The sequence below is a fragment of the Kibdelosporangium phytohabitans genome (assembly GCF_001302585.1).
Taxonomy (GTDB): Bacteria; Actinomycetota; Actinomycetes; order Mycobacteriales; family Pseudonocardiaceae; genus Kibdelosporangium; species Kibdelosporangium phytohabitans.
In genome coordinates, this window is record NZ_CP012752.1 from 10,941,150 (window position 1) to 10,960,509 (window position 19,360).

The 19,360-nt window shown below is 69.9% G+C and carries 17 protein-coding genes; 6 read left to right on the plus strand and 11 right to left on the minus strand.

Annotated features, from left to right (window positions below; all coding sequences use genetic code 11):
• The first annotated feature begins 36 nt into the window (after positions 1-36).
• On the plus strand, positions 37-228 hold the full coding sequence (locus AOZ06_RS55600; RefSeq protein ID WP_083472435.1) for a DUF1918 domain-containing protein: 192 nt from the start codon (positions 37-39) through the stop codon (positions 226-228).
• Here the strand turns inward: AOZ06_RS55600 and AOZ06_RS48925 are convergent.
• Together AOZ06_RS48925 and AOZ06_RS48930 are read right to left on the minus strand one after the other, a co-directional pair.
• On the minus strand, positions 168-1,361 hold the full coding sequence (locus tag AOZ06_RS48925) for an MFS transporter (protein WP_054295631.1): 1,194 nt from the start codon (positions 1,359-1,361) through the stop codon (positions 168-170). The genes AOZ06_RS55600 and AOZ06_RS48925 overlap by 61 nt on opposite strands.
• Positions 1,361-2,173 carry an inositol monophosphatase family protein gene (locus AOZ06_RS48930; RefSeq protein ID WP_054295632.1) on the minus strand — a complete coding sequence of 271 codons (813 nt, stop codon included), beginning with the start codon at positions 2,171-2,173 and terminating at the stop codon, positions 1,361-1,363. Before AOZ06_RS48930 ends, AOZ06_RS48925 begins: the two co-directional genes overlap by 1 nt.
• A gap of 86 nt (positions 2,174-2,259) precedes the next feature.
• Here AOZ06_RS48930 and AOZ06_RS48935 point away from each other — a divergent pair, with 86 nt between their 5' ends.
• The 4 genes from AOZ06_RS48935 to AOZ06_RS48950 are packed head-to-tail and all read left to right on the plus strand — an operon-like array spanning position 2,260 to position 6,668.
• Positions 2,260-2,946 carry a response regulator transcription factor gene (locus AOZ06_RS48935; protein ID WP_054295633.1) on the plus strand — a complete coding sequence of 229 codons (687 nt, stop codon included), beginning with the start codon at positions 2,260-2,262 and terminating at the stop codon, positions 2,944-2,946.
• An 11-nt stretch (positions 2,947-2,957) separates the two neighbouring features.
• Positions 2,958-4,241, plus strand: coding sequence for a sensor histidine kinase (locus tag AOZ06_RS48940; RefSeq protein ID WP_054295634.1), 1,284 nt, complete (start codon positions 2,958-2,960; stop codon positions 4,239-4,241).
• A gap of 58 nt (positions 4,242-4,299) precedes the next feature.
• Entirely contained in the window at positions 4,300-5,493 is a 1,194-nt protein-coding gene (locus AOZ06_RS48945) for a cytochrome P450 (RefSeq protein WP_054295635.1), read from the plus strand.
• An 8-nt stretch (positions 5,494-5,501) separates the two neighbouring features.
• Entirely contained in the window at positions 5,502-6,668 is a 1,167-nt protein-coding gene (locus AOZ06_RS48950; protein WP_054295636.1) for a cytochrome P450, read from the plus strand.
• A gap of 107 nt (positions 6,669-6,775) precedes the next feature.
• Here the strand turns inward: AOZ06_RS48950 and AOZ06_RS48955 are convergent, their stop codons facing one another.
• From AOZ06_RS48955 to AOZ06_RS48980, 6 genes are all read right to left on the minus strand, one after another.
• On the minus strand, positions 6,776-7,765 hold the full coding sequence (locus AOZ06_RS48955) for a malate dehydrogenase (RefSeq protein ID WP_054295637.1): 990 nt from the start codon (positions 7,763-7,765) through the stop codon (positions 6,776-6,778).
• A gap of 261 nt (positions 7,766-8,026) precedes the next feature.
• On the minus strand, positions 8,027-8,638 hold the full coding sequence (locus AOZ06_RS48960; protein WP_083472436.1) for a VanZ family protein: 612 nt from the start codon (positions 8,636-8,638) through the stop codon (positions 8,027-8,029).
• Between the two features lie 98 nt (positions 8,639-8,736).
• Entirely contained in the window at positions 8,737-9,027 is a 291-nt protein-coding gene (locus tag AOZ06_RS48965; RefSeq protein ID WP_054295638.1) for a DUF3017 domain-containing protein, read from the minus strand.
• Positions 9,024-9,872 carry a bifunctional methylenetetrahydrofolate dehydrogenase/methenyltetrahydrofolate cyclohydrolase gene (locus AOZ06_RS48970; RefSeq protein WP_054295639.1) on the minus strand — a complete coding sequence of 283 codons (849 nt, stop codon included), beginning with the start codon at positions 9,870-9,872 and terminating at the stop codon, positions 9,024-9,026. Before AOZ06_RS48970 ends, AOZ06_RS48965 begins: the two co-directional genes overlap by 4 nt.
• The gene (locus AOZ06_RS48975; protein WP_054295640.1) at positions 9,869-10,810 is read right to left on the minus strand and encodes a DMT family transporter; all 942 of its coding nucleotides are present in this window, start codon (positions 10,808-10,810) and stop codon (positions 9,869-9,871) included. Before AOZ06_RS48975 ends, AOZ06_RS48970 begins: the two co-directional genes overlap by 4 nt.
• Positions 10,807-12,030 carry an MFS transporter gene (locus tag AOZ06_RS48980; RefSeq protein WP_054295641.1) on the minus strand — a complete coding sequence of 408 codons (1,224 nt, stop codon included), beginning with the start codon at positions 12,028-12,030 and terminating at the stop codon, positions 10,807-10,809. The genes AOZ06_RS48975 and AOZ06_RS48980 overlap by 4 nt, the downstream gene beginning before the upstream one ends.
• 126 nt (positions 12,031-12,156) lie before the next feature.
• On the opposite strand from AOZ06_RS48980, the gene AOZ06_RS48985 reads away from it, so the two are divergent.
• Positions 12,157-13,992, plus strand: coding sequence for a TNT domain-containing protein (locus AOZ06_RS48985; RefSeq protein WP_054295642.1), 1,836 nt, complete (start codon positions 12,157-12,159; stop codon positions 13,990-13,992).
• 70 nt (positions 13,993-14,062) lie between these two features.
• On the opposite strand, the gene AOZ06_RS48990 is transcribed toward AOZ06_RS48985, so the two are convergent.
• The 3 genes from AOZ06_RS48990 to AOZ06_RS49000 all read right to left on the minus strand — a co-directional run bounded on the left by AOZ06_RS48990 (position 14,063) and on the right by AOZ06_RS49000 (position 19,296).
• Positions 14,063-14,515 (minus strand): universal stress protein, encoded by a 453-nt coding sequence (locus AOZ06_RS48990; protein WP_063810253.1) that lies wholly within the window; start codon positions 14,513-14,515, stop codon positions 14,063-14,065.
• A 17-nt stretch (positions 14,516-14,532) separates the two neighbouring features.
• Entirely contained in the window at positions 14,533-15,738 is a 1,206-nt protein-coding gene (locus AOZ06_RS48995) for a reverse transcriptase family protein (RefSeq protein WP_225953137.1), read from the minus strand.
• A 252-nt stretch (positions 15,739-15,990) separates the two neighbouring features.
• Positions 15,991-19,296 carry an error-prone DNA polymerase gene (locus AOZ06_RS49000; RefSeq protein ID WP_054295643.1) on the minus strand — a complete coding sequence of 1,102 codons (3,306 nt, stop codon included), beginning with the start codon at positions 19,294-19,296 and terminating at the stop codon, positions 15,991-15,993.
• Positions 19,297-19,360 lie beyond the last annotated feature (64 nt).

Here is a 19,360-nt window from a genome sequence, read left to right on the forward strand (position 1 = left end):
GTCCGGTTTTACTCTGGATGACCGGAGGTGAGAACCATGCAAGCGACGGTAGGTGACCGGCTTCTCGTCCACGGCAAGAATGTGGGCCTTTCCGACAGGCATGGCGAGATCATCGAAGTACGCGGCCACAACGGAGCTCCGCCCTATCTCGTCCGGTTCGCGGACGGTCACGAGGCGCTGGTGTTCCCTGGTCCCGACTGTGTCGTGCAGCGGGCCGCCGAGGACTGAGCACGGCTGGCGATGACGAAAACACCGAGGGCCGCCGACGCGATCACGGCGGCCACCGGACCCAGTGCGGCCGTGCCGGACAGCGCGAGCACAACACCACCCGTCACGCCGGAAAGCCCGATACCCAAGTAGATCGCGGACGCGTTCAGCGCGAGCGTCAGCCCGGCCGAATCGGGTGCGGTGTCCACCAGTCTGCTCTGCATCGGCGGGTTGATCGACCAGTTGGCCATTCCCCACAGCACCAGGACGACCACCGCGCCGGCGACGCTCAGCGCGACGATCGGCAACAGCGCCAACGACACGATGAACAGCACAAGCGAGCAGAGCAACGGGACGCGCGTGCCGAACCGTTCGGCCGCGCGGCCACCGAGCCAGTTGCCGAGCACGCCACCGGCGCCGTAGGCGAAAAACATCAGGCTCACCGCGCCACCCGCCACACCGGTGATCTCGGCGAGCACCGACGACAGGTACGTGTACACGCTCAGCCCGGCGATCGAGATCAGCAACGTCACCGTGAGCAGGGCGAGGATCTGCCGGTTGCCCAGCATCGCCACCCGGGCACGCAGGCTCGTGAACTCCGGCGGCGCCACCCGCGGGATCACCAGCCACACAGCGATCCCGGACACCGCTGTCAACCCGGCCACCACGGCGAACACCCCGCGATACCCCAGCGATGACACCAAAGCGCTGCTCAACGGGACACCGGCGACCAACGCGACCGTCAGCCCGCCGAACACCGTCGAGAAGGCACGGGCTCGTCGCTCGGGCGGGTTGAGTGAGGCCGCGACAACCGTCGCGGTCGGCGTGTAGACCGCAGCTCCCAACGCCGTGATCATCCTTGCGCCGAAAAGAAAGGCGTAGTTCGGAGCCACGGCGGCCAACGCGTTGCCGAGCGCCATCACGCCCATCGCCGTGACCAGCAGCGTGTGACGGTCCCATCGGCCGGTCATGGCCGCGAGCAACGGCGAACCGACCGCGTAGGTCAACGCGAACGCCGTGAGCAACTGCCCGGCCGTGGTGACCGAGATCTGTTGCGACGCCGCCAGATCCGGCAGCACACCGGCGATCACCTGCGCACTCGTGCCCGCCGCGAACGTCCCGGTGGCCAGCAGACAATTCCGCAACAACGGCATCAGCCGACGGTCTCGGCGAGTTCGTCGGCCAGTTCCCTGGTCGCCGCCGCGACCCCGGACCAGCGGCGGGACAGGTCCACGTCGAACTCGAGCGGCCTGCCGCGCACGTCGAGTACAACCCCGCCCGCCGCGGGCAACGTCACCATGGCCGCGGCCAAGTCCATGATCCGGTGGGTGTCGGAGCCCGGGTCGACGAACGCGTCCATCGATCCCTCGGCGACCAGCGCCGTCTCGAGGCACGTCGTGGCCAGCACCCGGACGCGGTCCACCCGGCTCGCCACCCGCAGCCACGCGTCGCGGCTGTTGTCCTTCGGCCGCAACATGGAGATCGACGAGCCGTCCAATGTGGTCCGACCGGTCGTCCGATAGGGCGTTGCCTGCCCCGCCGACGCCCACCACGCTCGACCGGTGTCCAGCCAGACCGTCAGCGCCTCCGTCGCGACGCCGTCCCGGAAGACCGCACCGGCGAAGCAGGACAGCGGCACGCCCATCGCGGCGTTGGCCGAACCGTCCATCGGGTCGATCACGAGCGTCACGGCCGAGCCGTGGTCGATGAACCCGGCTTCCTCGCTCAACAGGTTGACCCTCGCGGCGTCGATCACGTCGACGATCGCGGCCTCCACCAAGGCGTCGACCCGCATGGTGGGCGTGCCGTCCGCGCCGGTCGCGACCTCTTCGGCCAGCTCGGCACGCGGGTGTTCGGCTCGCGCGACCCCGTACGCGGCCGCAGCGGCCCGCGCGGCGTCGGCGAGCGGGGTGTAGACGCCGTGGGGCAGGCTGGGGTCGGGCACCGGCCAACTGATCTTCGACATGAATGCACCGTACGAGCGGGCAGCGCGGCTGGCCAAGTGGGAACGCCGAGGCAAGCGAGTTCGTTGCGTGATCACAAGGAGGCGTTGTGCAACATTCAGGGGATGGCCAGCACCTGCTGGTGGTCGACGACGAACCCGGGATCACCGAGCTGCTGTCCACCACCCTCGACCTGGCCGGCTACCACGTGTCAGCGGTTTCCTCCGGCCAGGCCGCCCTGGCGGCGGTCGAGGCTGAGCGCCCCGACATGGTGATCCTCGACGTGATGCTGCCCGACATGGACGGTTTCACCGTGTGCCGGAAGCTGGCCGAACGCGGGCACGCGCCGCCCGTGCTGTTCCTGACCGCGCGCGGGTCGGTCGAGGACACGGTCACCGGCCTGCGGATCGGCGGCGACGACTACGTCACCAAGCCGTTTCACGTCCTTGAACTCCTGGCGCGGGTGCACGCGCTGCTGCGCAGGTCCGGCCGCGCCCCTGACGAGCAGGTGCTGCGCAGCGCGGACCTGGTGCTCGACGAGGCCAAGTTCCAGGCCGTCCGGAGCGGCGACGCGCTGGACCTCACTCCGACGGAGTACAAGCTGCTGCGCTACCTGATGGTCAACGCGGGCCAGGTGATGACCAAGGAACAGATCCTGCAGCACGTGTGGCAGCACGACTTCGGCGAAGGCGTGGTGGAGAAGCTGGTCTCCCGGCTGCGGCACAAGGTCGACGCCGGACGGCGCCCGTTGATCCACACCGTCCGCGGCTTCGGCTACCGCATCGCCGAGAGCTGAGCGGGCAACCCATGCCGCGCAAGGGCATCCGCGCGGTCCGCGGCAAGCTGCTGCTCGGCCTGATCTCGTTGACGCTGCTCGGGATGGCGATCATCGACGTGGCCGCGTTGTTCGTGGTGGATCTGTACGCGCTCAACCGGGTGGAACGCACGCTGAGCGAGGTGCAGCGGGCGTTGCCGGTGCTCGGCAGCCGCCGGATCAACGTGGACGGCCTGACGCTCGAGCAGCAACTGCCGGAGGGCTTCTTCGCGGCCATCCTCGCCGACGACGGGCGCGTGCTCGTCGCGACGAGGCCGTATCCGCTGTCCGGCGACCAGATCACCCCGCCGCCGATCCCCGATCCGGTGCCGCCGAACTGGGCGCACCGGCCGACCACGATGTCCTCTTCGGACACCCGGTGGCGTGTGCAGACGTTCGACATCGGCCCGAACGCGATGCTCCAGCTGCAAGGCAGGCCCGACCCGGTGCGGTTCCGGGCCGTGGTCGTCGCCGGCAGCCTCGGCCCCGGTGAGGACGCGGTCGCGCAGCTGCTGGTGTTCGAGCTGATCGCGACCGGCGCCGCGGTGGTCGCGGTGACCTTGTTCGGTGTGCACGTGCTCAACCGGTCGCTGAAGGAACAACGGGACCTGGAAAGGAACCTGCTCGGTGCGCTCGCGGCGGCCTCGCACGAACTGCGCACGCCGCTGACCACGATCCGCGGCTGGGCCGAGCTGCACCGGGTCTCCGGCAAACCCGAGCTGGCGGCCACGGCGCTGAGCCGGATCGAGCAAGAGGCCAACCGGATGAACTCGCTCGTGGACCAGCTGCTCGAACTGAGCCGCCTCGACCTGAACAGGGAACTCGACCGGGAGAAGGTCGACCTGCGCGGCATCGCGGCCGAGATCGTCGCGGACACGTCGGTGATCGCGCCGACCCGCCCGATCACGCTCGACGCCCCCACCGAAGTGATCGTCGAAGGCGACGAGCGCCTGCTGCGGCACGTCGTGCTCAACCTGGTCGGCAACGCGCTGCAGCACACCCCGCAGGACACGCCCATCACGGTCCGCGTGCACGGCGACCGGCTGTCGGTCACCGATGAAGGGCCGGGGATGCCGCCGGAGGTCGCCGCGCGGATCTTCGAACGCTTCTACCGGGCGGGGAAACGGCAGTCCGACGGGGGCGCCGGGCTCGGGCTGGCGATCGTGCAGCGGATCGTGCAGGCGCACGGCGGCGAGGTGCACGTGGCCACGGAACCCGGGATGGGCACGACATTCACCGTGGTGCTGGGAGGCGTCAGCTCTTCGTCAGGAAAGTGACAGGGGGTAGTCAGGTTCGCACGGAAACGTCGATGGGGACGAGGCCAAGGAGTGCACCATGACTGAGACTCTGCCCGCGACACCGACCGGGATCCCCCGGCTCCCGGTCGACCGGGTCAACCCACTCGATCCGCCGGCCGAACTGCACGAACGCGGCCCGCTCAGCAGGTTGACGTTCGCCGACGGCACGATCGGCTGGCTGGTCACCACGCACCAGCTGGCCAGGGCGGTGCTCGCCGACCAGCGCTTCAGCGTCCGGCCGGAGATCAGGAAGTCGCCGATCCGCGCCGACCTGCCGACCGACGCGGCCAAGCCGGGCATGTTCCTGTCGCAGGACGCGCCGGAGCACACCCGCTACCGGCGGCTGCTCACCGGCCAGTTCACCGTGCGCCGGATGAACGAACTCATCCCCCGCGTCCAGGAGATCACGGACGAGCACATCGAAGGCATGCGCAGGCACGGCCCGCCCGTGGACCTGGTGCAGGCGTACGCGCTGCCGATCCCGTCGCTGGTGATCTGCGAGATCCTCGGCGTGCCCTACGGCGACCGGGCGACGTTCCAGGACAACAGCCACAAGATGCTCGACCTGACCAGGACGAGGGACGAGATCAGGTCAGCGGTCGAGAACATCGAGAACTACCTGCTCGATCTCGTCACGGCCAAGCGCAAGGCGCCGAGCGACGACATGCTCAGCGGCCTGCTGGCCGAGGACGGCCTGAGCGACGCGGAAATCGCCACCATGGGGTTCCTGCTGCTCATCGCGGGCCACGAGACAACCGCGAACATGCTGGGACTCGGCACGTACACCCTGCTGACCAACCCGGACCAGCTGCAACTGCTGCGCGAAGACCCGGACCTGGTCGACAACGCCGTGGAAGAACTGTTGCGCTACCTCACGATCATCCACTTCGGAACGACGCGGACCGCGGCCGAGGATCTGGAACTCGGCGGGCACCTGGTCAAGGCGGGTGAGCCGGTGGCGATCTCACTGCCGGCGGCCAACCGCGACCCGATGCGGTTCGTCAACCCGGACCGGTTGGCGCTCAACGGAACCCCGACCGGACACGTGGCGTTCGGGCACGGCATCCACCAGTGCCTCGGACAACAACTGGCCCGCATCGAGATGCGCATCGGCTTCGCCACCCTGTTGCGCGAGTTCCCGGCACTCCGGTTGGCGACCGCGCCGCAGGACGTGCGGTTGCGGGAACAGATGGCGATCTTCGGCGTACACGAACTCCCAGTCGCGTGGTGAGGAACGACATGACCGCACCGTTGATGCCCCAGCAGCGCACGACACCGCTCGACCCACCACCGGACCTCGCCGACCGCGGGCCGTTGAGCCAGATCACGTTCGCCGACGGAACAGTGGGCTGGCTGGTCACCACCCACCAGCTGACCCGTGCCGTACTCGCGGACCCGCGCTTCAGCTCCCGGGGTGAGCTGCGGAAATCACCGGTCCGCGACAACCTGACCAACGAACCGACCAAGCCGGGCATGTTCATCGCACAGGACGCGCCCGACCACACCCGCTACCGGCGGCTGCTCACCGGCCAGTTCACCGTGCGCCGGATGAACCAGCTGATCCCCCGCGTGCAGGAGATCACGAACGACCACGTCGACAGCATGCGCAGGCACGGTGCACCAGCGGACCTGGTGCCGCAGTTCGCGTTGCCGATCCCGTCGCTGGTGATCTGCGAACTGCTGGGCGTGCCGTACGCCGACCGCGCGGGCTTCCAGCACGACTCGAGCCGCTTGCTGTCGCTCACGGCCTCGCAGCAGGAGGTACGGGCAGCGGCGGAGTCGATCGAGAACTACATGCTCGACCTGATCAGGATGAAACGCGCACGCCCGGACGACGCGCTGATGTCCGGGCTGGTGGCGGAAGGCAGCCTGACAGACGAGGAAATGAGCAACATCGGCCTGCTGCTGCTCATCGCCGGACACGAGACAACCGCGAACATGCTGGCGCTGGGCACGTACACCCTGCTGACCAACCCGGACCAGCTGCAACTGCTGCGCGAAGACCCCGGCCTGGTCACCAACGCGGTCGAGGAGCTGCTGCGCTACCTGACGATCGTCCACTTCGGAGCCGCCCGGACCGCGATCGAGGACGTCGAACTCGACGGCCACCTGATCAAGGCAGGCGACCCGGTGGCGATCTCACTGCCGGCGGCCAACCGCGACCCGATGCGGTTCATCGACGCGAACCGGTTGGAACTCAACGGAACCCCGACCGGACACGTGGCGTTCGGGCACGGCATCCACCAGTGCCTCGGACAACAACTGGCCCGCATCGAGATGCGCATCGGCTTCACGACGCTGCTGCGCGAGTTCCCCGCGCTGCGGCTCGCGATCGCACCGCAGGAGGTCCCGATGCGTGACGACATGGCGATCTACGGCGTGCACTCGCTGCCCGTCGCCTGGTGACGACCAGAGTCCCCGTTGCGGTTCAGTCCATTCCGGACGCTGACGTGCCCGCATAGAGAGAACCCCGCCCGACTGGGCGGGGTTCTGTCCACGAGTACCCGATCGGCTCAGATCAGGCCGAGACCCTTGACCGCGTCCCGCTCCTCGACCAGCTCGGCGACCGAGGCGTCGATCCTGCCGCGGGAGAACTCGTCGATGTCCAGGCCCTGGACGATCTCGTACTCGCCGCCGGTCGACGTGACCGGGAACGACGAGATGATGCCCTCCGGCACGCCGTACGAGCCGTCGGACACGACACCGGCGGAGGCCCACTGGCCCTCGGCCGTGCCGTTCACCCAGTCGTAGACGTGGTCGATCGCCGCGTTGGCAGCCGAGGCCGCCGAGGACGCGCCACGGGCCTCGATGATCGCCGCGCCGCGCTTGGCGACGGTCGGGATGAAGTCGTTCTCCAGCCAGGCCTGGTCGTTCACGGCTTCGGCGGCGTTCTTGCCGTTGACCTCGGCGTGCGCCAGGCTCGGGTACTGGGTCGCCGAGTGGTTGCCCCAGATGACCAGCTTGCGGATGTCGCTGACGGTCACGCCGAGCTTCGCCGCCAGCTGGCTGTACGCGCGGTTCTGGTCGAGCCGGGTCATCGCGGTGAAGCGGTCGGCCGGCACGTCCGGCGCGTGCTGCTGGGCGATGAGGGCGTTGGTGTTCGCCGGGTTGCCGACCACGAGCACGCGGATGTCGTCCGCGGCGTGGTTGTTGATGGCCTGACCCTGCGGCTTGAAGATGCCGCCGTTGGCCTCGAGCAGGTCACCGCGCTCCATGCCCTTCGTCCGCGGTCGCGCGCCGACGAGCAGGGCCACGCTGGCACCGTCGAAGGCGACGTTCGGGTCGTCGGAGATGTCGATGCCGGACAGCAGCGGGAACGCGCAGTCGTCCAGTTCCATCGCGGTGCCTTCGGCCGCCTTCAGCGCCGGGGTGATCTCCAGCAGCTTCAGCCTCACCGGGGTGTCCTGGCCGAGCAGCTGGCCCGACGCGATGCGGAACAGCAGGGCGTAGCCGATCTGGCCGGCCGCGCCGGTTACGGTGACGTTGACGGGGGTGCGGGTCATTGCCTTCCGATCCACTCAAGCGTTCAGGTGGGGTCTCGGGCGCGACCAGCTACGAGAGAGTCACGGTCTCGGCGCCGGGACCTGCCCCGGCAGGCTATCAACCCCGCAACGGGCAGTCAGTCGGCGGTGACCGGCCTCTCAGGCCCGGCTTGGTCGCGCCGGTCGTTCACGCCACGCAACACGCCCGAGATCGCCCCGGCCAAGCCGGGTGTCAGCCCCGAGCGGAGATGTCGGCCGCGTGGGGCGGGACGGAGCGTTGGATCATCCGCGCTCCGCGCGGGCGGGGACCGGCTTCGGCGACCAAGCCCGTCCGTGCGGAGCGAGGACCATCCGGCGCCGTGACAAAGCACTCATGCGCTCCGGGGCACGCAGCTGCAGTACCGCGTTCGCCAGCAGGAAACCCGCCAAGGCGCCGACGGTGTTCGTCACCAGGTCGTCCACGTCGAAGATCCGGTACACGAACGGCGCCGTGCCGAAGTTGCCGCTCAACTGGGTGATCTCGATCATCAGCGACGCCGCGAAGCCGATCGTGACGGCCTGCCGCGCGGTCCGGCGCCACAACGTGCGGGCGAAGAACCCCAGCGGAACGAACAGCAGGATGTTCAGCAGCACCTGCTTGACTGCCATGATGTCGCCGCCGACGGTGTCCAGCACCCACTGGAAGGGCACCAGCTGAATGGTCTGCCGCAGCCGGGGCGTGTGCGGACCGGGCAGTGGCAGGAAGACCACGGCGAGCGCCGGCACCGCGTACAACGTCACCGCGCCGCTCACCACCGGGCGGACCCGGCCCCGGAGCGCCAGCAGGACGACGGGCCAGATCACGGCGAACCCGATCAGTCCGAAGTGGATGGCGGTGAGCTGCGACGTGGTCATGGTGACGACGTTATGGATTTCCCGCCGCCGCGACTTCGGTCGAAGAGCCCGGCTTGATCGGCCACCTGACCGAGGTGGCCGATCGGCCATTCAGTCGCTCAGTTGAGCGGACCGCCGATGATCGACGCCGAGATGTACAGGATCATCAGGCCGATCCCGCCGTAGAGCAGGATGTCCACGCGCCGTTTGCGCACCGCGAGCAGCCCGGCTTTGCTGTCCGGCAGCAGCAGCCGCAGGGCCGCCGCCACCAGCAGGGCACCGCCGACCAGCGAGGTGCCCTTGCGCCAGTGGTACAGCAGCACCAGCACCAGGCCGACCACGACGATGAGCAGGACGACCGCGAACGGCCACTGCTCGCGGAGCCTGGACTTCGACGGCACGACAGTCACGCCCGCGCCTCGGCGGCCTCGACCACGTTCGTCAGCAGCATCGCCCTGGTCATCGGCCCGATCCCGCCGGGGTTGGGCGACAGGAAACCGGCGACCTCGCGCACGTCCGGGTGCACGTCACCGGCCATTCCGGACTCGGTCCGGCTGACGCCGACGTCCAGCACCGCGGCACCGGGCTTGACCATCTCGGGGGTGATCAGGTGCGGCACGCCCGCACCGGCGACCACGATGTCCGCACGCCTGACCTCGCTGGCGAGGTCCTTGGTCCCGGTGTGGCACAACGTGACCGTCGCGTTCTCCGAACGGCGGGTGAGCAGCAGCCCGAGCGGGCGGCCCACGGTCACGCCACGGCCGACGACCGTGATGTTCTGGCCCGCGATCGGCACCTGGTAGCGGTTGAGCAGCTCGACGATCCCGCGCGGGGTGCACGGCAGCGGAGCGGGCTCCATCAGCACCAGCCTGCCGAGGTTGACCGGGTGCAGGCCGTCGGCGTCCTTGGCCGGGTCGACGCGCTCGAGCAGCTTTCCGGTGTCCAGGTGCCGCGGCACGGGCAGCTGGACGATGTAGCCGGTGCACGCCGGGTCGGCGTTCAGCTCGTCCAGTACGGCCTCGGCGTCCTCCTGCGAGATGTCCGCGGGCAGGTCCTTGCGGATCGAGGTGATCCCGACCTTGGCGCAGTCGTTGTGCTTGCCGCGCACGTACATCGCCGAGCCGGGGTCCTCGCCGATCAGGACCGTGCCGAGGCCGGGCTCGACGCCCTTGGCCCGCAGTGCGGCCACGCGCACCTTGAGGTCCTCGTAGATCGCGTCTCGGGTCGCCTTGCCATCCAGGATCGTCGCGCTCACGCGGTCATCTTGTCAGAGGCGGCCCTGACTGGTAGCGCGGCCACGACGGCGGCGAACAGCGTGATGACCACACCGAGCACCTCGGTGAACGACAGCTGCGCGCTGCGGGCGGGCACGAAAACGTCCAGCATGAGCGCACCGAGCAACTGCCCGGAGACCAGGCAGAGGCTGAGCACGAGCACCCCGACGGCACGCACGGCTGCCGCGGAGATCCCGATCACGACGATGCCGAACGCGCCACCGGCGTAGAGCCACCATTCACCGGGGAAGTCGACCGGCCAGCCACGCAGCGCCACGTCGACGACGGCGAAGATCAACAGCGTGCTCGACGCGGCGCTGAAGTTGACCGCCGCCGCCACCACCGCGTTTCCCGAAGCGTCCTTGACCCGGCCGTTCACCGCGCTCTGCCAGGCCATCCCGAACCCGGCGACGGCGGGCAGCAGGAACAACGCCACGCTCTGCGGCCGGACGAACTGCTCTTGGACGGCGAGGGTGACCGCGCCGACGGCCAGTGCCGCGCCGATCACACGCCACCTCGTGATCGGTTGCGGACCTCCCGGGCCGAGTCCCGCGCGGTCGACGAACAACCCGCTCACCAACTGCCCGCTGATCGTCGCGACGGTGAACACGGCCACGCCGAGCGCGGTGATCGCCAGGCCTTGCGTGACGATGAAATACGCCCCGACGCACCCGCCGAGGCACTCCCACCACCGCAGTTCCCGCTTGCGCAGCGCCACCACCATGCGGCCCGCGCCGCGACGGCCGACCGGCGTGCACATCACCGACGTGACGAGAACGACAAAACCCAGAGCGGTGGAGATCAGGCCACCGACCACGCCGTCGTGCAGCCGCGAACCCAGTTGGCCGTTGATCCGCCCCTGCGACGCCAGCAGAACCCCGGCAATGACCGCCACCAAGCCGTATGGCCATCGCCTCATGAGGCGACAGGCTCAGGTTCGCGCGCCGGCGCCGGGATGCGCGTCGCCAGCAGCACCCCCACCGCGAGGAACACGACCGCGCCCGCCGCGGCGACCGACGGACCGCCGTGGTCCAGCAGCAAACCGGACGTGGGCAGCGCCACAGCGAATCCCGTGGTCGACGCCGTGGACAGCCAGCCGTACGCCTCGGTCCGGCGTTCGGCCGGAGCCAGTTCGCCGAGGATCGCGTTCGCCGCCGCGGCGGCGGGCGCGATCGCGGCGCCGCCGAGCAGCAGCACCAGGCCGAGCAGCCAGGGCGAGGCCGGTTCGAACACCGGGGGCAGGACCGGCACCAGCGCGGCCACCCCGATGAGGTTGAGCACGACTCTCCTGGTCAGCCGCGGCTTGCCGGTGAGCCCGCCCGCGATCAGGCCGCCGATCCCCGACCCGACCGCCCAGACCGCGGCGAGCACACCGGCCAGGATCGGGAGGTTGACGTCACGCGCCCACGCCACGATGGTCATGTCGATCATCAGCAGCGCCGCGACCAGGAAGAACGACAAGACCAGCGACGCGACGACACCGGGCACGCCGAACAACCCGCCCCGCCTCGGCGTGGCCTGGTCGCTGGTCCGCACCGGCTCGGCCTGGCCGGCCTTGGCCAGCGCGCGGGCGAAGGCGGCCGCGCCGAACATGGCCAGCGCACCCGAGATCACCAGCGACAGCTCCGGGTTGACCACCGCGACCAGCCCGGCGGCCAGCAACGGACCGACCGCGAACATCAACTCGGTCAGCGTCGCGTCCACGGTGTACACCGAGTTCAGCGCCGCACCGGAGAGCATCCGGGGCCACACCGCCCGGCTGACCGGGATGACCGGCGGATTCGACAGGCCGACGACGAACGCGCCCGCCGCCATCAGCGGCCACCACGAGCCGGGTAACCAGACCGGGACGAACGCGAGCACCATCATTCCGACGCCGTAACAGATCCCGGTGACCAGCAGCAGACCAACCGGCCCCCTGCGGTCGACCGCCCGGCCGCGCACCGGCCCGGCCACCCCGTTGCCGATCAGAAGTGCGGCGCCGATCACACCCGCGATGGCGTACGAACCGGTCCACCCGGCGATCAGGAACGACATGGCCAAAGGCGTGCCCGTCATGTGCAACCTGCCGATCGCCGCCCAGATCAACAAGCTGGGGACCCTGGGGACGGCGGCGAGTTCGCGGTACGGCTGGAGCACCCGACCACTGTCTCAGGGGGCACCGACAATCCACGAACGATTACTCTCAAGGTGGTCACGGGCCGGGTTGGGCGCATGGCTAACACCGCATGTGCCGAACGTGGTCGCAAAAGGGAGGATGGGGACGTGACGCAACCGACCCAGCTGGATCCGACCGAGCAGGACACCCTGGTCAAGCAGATCGGCCTGGCACTGCTGCGGGCTGCTCCGCCCGAGTGGCAGCAGGTCGTGGTGCTCTACCGGGCAGTCGGCCGCTACCACGAGATGACGGCCGAGCTGACCTGCGAGAACGAGGATCCGAGAACGTGGACGGTGTCGCCGGACATGGCGGCGTTGTTCGCGCGGCTGCGCGCGGGCATGTACCGCGACGGCCGCGGGACCTGGTTCAACGCGCGCTACCAGCTGGACCGGCCGTCGAGCTACAACCTGGAGTACGACCGCGACGAGCCGCAGTGGGACAGCCCGCCGCCACCCCCGGCGTACCCCGACGAGCTGCAGATGTTTCCCCGCGAGGACGAGAACATCCCGGAGTGGCTGGCCAGGCGTCTCGCCGCGCCGCCACCCCCGCCCCCGCCCATGGCGCCGCAGCCACCCACCCCTCCGGGTGGTTTCGAACGCCCTCGGTTCCGGGTGGCGCGGACCTTCGACGGGATGGGGCCGCAGGGCCGCCCGATCGTCAACCGGCCGCCGGTGGACGAGCTGGACACCGAGGCGATGCTGGCCTACCTGGAAGAGGCCGAGTTCGCGATGCCCGGCCGCGGCTACGACGTCGACCGGCTGGACCCGGAGGGCCGCAACTCGGTGCCGATCGCGTTCCACACCGACGGGACGTGGATCTGGCCGGCGTCGGTGAACTACTACCTGCGCACGTACGGCGTCAGCCCCGAGCCTGACCTGGTCGCGCACATCCGCAGGCAGGGCTTCGAGCTGCCCGTGGTGGACGAGCCGACGGTCGCCGAGGCAGCCGCGTTCGTCAACCGGGGCGCCCCGCCGCCACCTCCTGGCCGTCCGGTGGCGCCGCCACCGCCGCCACCCATGCCTGCCGCGCCCGCGCCGCCGCCTGTCCCCGCTGTGCCTGCGGCACCTCAGCCTGGTCCCGCGCTCACCCAGGTCAGGGCGAAGTTCGCCGATCTGGGTGTGCCCGACTCGGCGTACCGGATCGGGCCGCCGGTCGAGCGGACGTGGACGCTGGAACGGGTGGACGAGGGCTGGCGGGTCGGCTGGTTCGAGCGCGACCAGTACGTCGCGCCGTCGGACTTCGAGGACGTGGCCGACGCCACAGCGTTCCTGCTCGGCAAGGTGTTGCTGGACGGTCCGCGGCCCGCACTGCCGGAGCCGCCGCCAGTCGCCGCCGCACCGCCTGCGCCGCCGCCTCCTCCGCCCCCACCACCGCCCACGCCTCCCGTGCTCGAGAACGACGACTTGGACCGGACGGTCTTGTCGTTGCCTCCGCTGTCCGCGTTGGAGGACACGGACGCGCGTGAACCCGTGTCGGTGCCCAGCGCACCCGCGCCGGAGGTCGGCAACTCCACGGCGTTGCTGCCCGCTCCCAACCGGGGCCCCGGTGGCGGCGGCAACGGCGCGCCATCGGAGCCCCGTGCACAGGACTGGCCGATCCAGCCGCTCTACGGTGAGCCGCCGCTGACGCTGTTCCGCGGCAAGCGGATGATCGAACTGCACCCCGGTACCGAGATCGACCGGTTCGGCGAGGGCGACGGCAACCTGACGTACGCCGTCGGCACCCCGTTCCCGCTGCGGTCGCTCGTCCCGGACTGGGTGAACCGGGATTACCGCGCCTACCGCGTGCAGCAGCCGTTCGAGGCGCTGACCGGTGTGGCGATCCCGTGGTTCGAGCAGCCGGGCGGTGGCACGGCGTTCCTGCTGCCGCACGCGGTGGAGGACCTGCTCGAAGACGGCTACCTCGTCGAGATCCCCGGCCGGGAACGCCCTCCGCTCACCTGACCCCCGCTGCCGTCGGCAGCCGATGTGGCCTTCGTCGCGACGAAGGCCACATCGGCTGCGCGGCTGGAACTCAGGGAACGACGACGACGGGTCGTTTCGCGCCCTTGACGAGCATCTTCGGCACGGACCCGACCAGGCCGCCGCCGTGCCGGGACCGGCCGACCACGATGCAGTCGGCGCGTCGCTCCTCGGCGATGGCTTCCAGGCCGTGCGCCGGGTCGCCCCGGTAGTGCACGAGTTCCCACGGGATCCCGGCGTGGTCGAGGTAGGCCGCGGCCTCGCGGTGGATCTCGTCGACGAACGCCGACGCGGCCTCGGTGGCACCGGCCATGCCCATCGCCGTCCAGTACGCCGGGCTGGCGATCGGCTCGACGTAGACCAGCACCAGCTGCGCCCGTTCCCGCCGGGCGAGGCCGCCTGCCCACGCGGCGGCGTGCAGGGATGGCGGGCTGCCGTCGACGCCCACGATGATCACGGTCAAGCCGTCCTTACCGATCTCGAAATCGGCCGCGCCCTCGGACACACCGGGATCGTAAGGGACTACCAGGTGATCTGGCTGTACAGCTTGCGCAACTTCGCTCCTCTGGCGGGGTGACCGGCGGCGACCCACTCGATCCGGCCGCGTACGTGCGCGGCGAAGTCGTTGCGGCCGACGTGGTTCTGCGCGTCGGGTCCGGTGGTGCGGCAGTTGTGCAGCAAGGCTTTCAACGCGTCGTACTCCGCGCGTGGCACGGCCGGGGCGGCGTTGACCACGAGCCCGGCGAGTTTCTGGCGTTGGTGGCGGCCCGTGACCGACGTCTTGTCCGGGCGGACCCGGAAGCCCTCGTCCCGCGCGATCGCGCGCACGCCGGGCAGCAAGCGGTGCAGCGGAAGCGTTTGCGGACCGGAGAACGCGAGGTCGTCGGCGTATCGCGTGTAGTCGGCGCCGAGCGCCCGTGCGAGCCCGGCGAGGCGCAGGTCGAGCCGATACGCCACGGCGTTCGCGACCGCGGGCGACGACGGCGCGCCCTGCGGCAGGTGCTGGTACGCCAACCGGGCCAGCAGCCTGCGACGCACGTCCGGGTCGCCCGACGACGGCGGCGCGGAGCGCAGGACCTCCAGCGGCGTCCTGGTGGTCAGCAACCCGGCCAGCGCCGACGCCTGCTGGTACTCGTGCACCAGGGCACGGACACGGGCGCCGGTCACGCAGGCGAAGAACCCCTCGAGGTCCATCCTGACCACCAACGGCTTCCCGGCGTGCGGCGCGGCGTACGTGACCGCGGAACGTCCTTTCCGGAACCCGTGTGCCGCGCCGTGCACGGGCAGGTCGAGGTGGCGCACGATCCGGCGTTGCGCCTCGGCGAGCCGCGGTTTCGGCGCCTCGATCAGCCGCAGCCCACCGGTCGAGGTTCCCGCCCAGCGGGACCGGTAGTGCCACAACGGTTGCCCGGCACGCCTGTTCCAGCCGCGGGCGTCGGCCAGCCAGTCCAGTTCGGACGGTGTGACGTCCAGCAGCGCGGCGATGTCGAGCGACCGCTTGGGTTTCGGCGGCGGAGGCGCGTACCCGGGCATCGGCGGGAACGCGGCGATCATCCTGGCGAGATCCGCCGCGTCACCGAGCGGCGGGCGCGGGCAGTGGTCGAGCAGCTGACCGGCCATGGTCTCGGCGGCAGCGGGATCCGCGTAGAACGAGATCAGCCGGGTCGCGATCGCGGACCGTGTCCACGGACCGTCCAATGCTGATGCGGCGACGCGGAGTGACTCCATCTCCCGATATCCGCGCGCACCCACGTACACGGAGTGTGCCGCCGCGCGTGGGGCGCCAACCGCAGGTAATGCCTTGCTCCCTGGGGTATCCCCAGAGGGGTGGTTCTCACCACCGTGCTCACCACCGCGTCGCCGCACGAAACCGAATGTACCCGGATCTCACCGGGCCCGCGTGGGACTGCTTCCGGCGGCTGGGCATCGCCTCTGACGATCTCAGCGCACTAGCACTCGTAGGCCGGCATGCGTTCCACGCTACCGAAAGTCACGAGACTTCGACGGGATGCGCAGATCCAGGTTCTGCAGGCGATCGGCCTGCAAACTGATCACCCCTTCCACGTTCTCCACGATCCCGCGGACCAGCATCGCCGCGCTGCCACGGGCGACCCGGCGGTAACGGGCCCACAAACCCGGTGAGCACACGACGTTCACCATTCCGGTCTCGTCCTCGATGTTCAGGAACGTGACCCCGCCCGCGGTCGCCGGGCGCTGGCGGTGGGTGACGGCACCGCCGACGAGGATCCGGGTTCCCGACTGCACGGACGAAAGGTCCGACACCGGCAGCGCGCCGAGGCCGGTGAGGTGTTCGCGGACGAACTGGGTCGGGAAACTGTCCGGTGACAGGCCGTTCGCCCACACGTCGGCCACCGCGAGCTCGACCGCGTCCATCCCCGGCAGCGTCGGCGCGGCGGCGCTCGCGGTCGTTCCCGGCAGCCGGTCCGGCCGGTCGCCTGCCACGGCACCCGCCGACCACAGCGCCGCTCGTCTGCTGATCCCGAAGCAACCGAAAGCACCCGCTGTGGACAACGCCTCGACCTGTGCCGTGGTCAGCTGCACCCGCCTTGCCAGGTCGGTCATGCTTTTGAACGGCCCCTTCGACTGCCGTTCCGCCACGATCACGTCCGCCGGCTTCTGGCCGATCGTGCGGATCGCGCCGATTCCCAGCCGGACAGCGGGTTTCGCGTCGGTGCGCTCCAGCGTGGCGTGCGGGAGGCTGGCGTTGATGTCCGGACCGCGTACTTCCACGCCGTGCCTGCGGGCGTCGGCGACCAGTGACTGCGGCGAGTAGAAACCCATTGGCTGGGCGCGTAACAACGCGGCGCAGAACGCGGCCGGGTGGTAGTGCTTGAAGAAGGAACTGGCGAAGACCAGGTGCGCGAAGCTCAACGCGTGGCTTTCCGGGAACCCGAAGTTGGCGAACGCCAGCAGTTTCGCGTAGATCCGTTCGGCGAGCTCACCGGTGATCCCGTTGGCCGCCGCGCCCTCGTAGAACCTCTCCCGCAGGCGCTCCATCCGGCGGGTCGACCTCTTCGCGCCCATCGCCCTGCGCAGCTCGTCCGCTTCGGCCGCGTCGAAACCGCCGACGTCGACGGCTATCTGCATCAGCTGTTCCTGGAACAACGGCACGCCACGGGTCTTCGCCAAAGCCCGCTCCAGCAACGGGTGGTCGTACGTGACCGGTTCGAGGTCGTTGCGCCGCCGGATGTAGGGGTGAACCGAGCCGCCCTGGATCGGGCCGGGCCTGATCAGCGCGACCTCGACCACGAGATCGTAGAACTCACGCGGTTTCAGCCGGGGCAGGGTGGCCATCTGCGCGCGGCTCTCCACCTGGAAGACACCCACCGAATCGGCCTCGCACAGCATGTTGTAGATGTTCTCATCGGCCAGGTCGAGGTTGGCGATGTCCACCTCGACGTCTTCGTACTCGCGCACCAGGTCGATCGCGTAGTGCAGCGCGGAGAGCATGCCGAGGCCGAGCAGGTCGAACTTGACCAGTCCGATCGCCGCGCAGTCGTCCTTGTCCCACTGCAGGATCGAGCGGTCGGCCATCCGCGCCCACTCGATCGGGCACACCTCGCCGACCGGCCGGTCGCAGATCACCATGCCACCGGAGTGGATGCCCAGGTGCCGCGGGAATCCCTCGATCTGCCCGGCCAGGTCCAGCACGACGCCGGGGATGTCGTGGTCGTTCTCATCGACGGTGTTGCCGACCGGGCCCCAGCGGTCGATCTGCTTGCTCCACGCGTCCTGCTGGCCGGGCGAGTACCCCAGCGCGCGGGCCATGTCGCGGATCGACGACTTGGCCCGGTACGTGATCACGTTCGCGACTTGCGCGGCGCACCAGCGGTTGTGCTTCCGGTAGACGTACTGGATCGCCTCCTCGCGGCGGTCGGACTCGATGTCGATGTCGATGTCCGGCGGGCCGTCGCGAGCGGGCGCGAGGAACCGTTCGAACAGCAGGTTGTGCGCGACCGCGTCGACTCCCGTGATGCCCAGCGCGTAGCAGACCGCCGAGTTCGCGGCGGACCCGCGGCCCTGGCACAGGATGTCGTTCTCCCGGCAGAACCGGGCGATGTCCCACACGACCAGGAAGTAGCCGGGGAACCCGAGCTCCTCGATCACGCGCAGTTCGTGCTCGATCTGCGCGTACGCCTTGGCGTTGGCGTCCAGCGGGCCGTACCGGCTCGCCGCGCCCTTGTAGGTCAGGTACCGCAGGTACGAGTCTTCCGTGTGCCCTGGTGGTACGTCGAACGGCGGCAGTTTCGGCGCCACCAGCCGCAAATCGAACGAGAGGTCGACGCCGAGCACCGCGGCCCGCTGCACGGCACCGGGATAACGTGGTTCGAACCGTTCGCGCATCTCGGCCCCTGACCGCAGGTACGCGGTCGCGGGCGGCAGCCAACCGGCCATCTCGTCCAGGCTTTTGCGCGACCGCACAGCGGCCATCGCCGCCGCCAGCCGGGCGCGATCGGGTTGCGCGTAGTGCACCGCGTTGGTCGCGATCGTCGGCAGCCCGAGCTCGGCAGCCATCCCGGACAGCACGTCGTTGCGGAAGCTGTCGCCCGGCAGGCCGTGGTCGGTCAGTTCGACGAAAACGCTGTCCTTGCCGAACATGTCGACGAGTTGCCTGAGTCGTTCGGCCGCCGCCGCGGGCCCTTCCGCCTCCAACGCGCGGCGCACAGGGCCCTTGCGGCAGCCCGTAAGGACGACGCAGTGGCCCTTGGTCCCGTCAACGACCTGTGCGACGTCGTACACCGGGCGGCCTTTCTCCGCACCGGCGAGCTGACCGGCGCTGATCGCCCGGCACAGCCGCGTGTAGCCCTCCAGGCCGCGCGCCAGCAGCAACAGGTGCTCGCCCACCGGGTCGGGCACGCCGGTCTGCGGCGCGGGCAGGCCGATGCTCAGTTCGGTGCCGAACACCGTGCGCACACCGAGTTCCTTTGCCGCCTCGGCGAACCGGACCACGCCGTACATGCCGTCGTGGTCGGTGATCGCGATCGCGTCGAGGCCTTGCAGCGCAGCCGCCTCGACCAGTTCCTCCGGGTGGCTGGCGCCGTCGAGGAAGCTGAAGTTGGAGTGGCAGTGCAGTTCGGCGTACGGCACCCGCTCCGCGCCGGGGTGGTCGGTCGCGCCGGGCAGGCCGATGCCCGGCGGCGGGGTGTACGGTTCGCGGTGGTGGGTCCACGCTGGACTGTCACCGCCGTCGCCGGTCTGGAAAGTCTTGCCGGACAAGGCTCGTTCCAGCTCCGACCAGCGAACCGGCGGGTTGTTCCACCCCATGTCGCCTCATTTCCGGTTAACGGGCCACTGCCCAAGCGGGCAGACTTTGGTCCAATCGGGACCC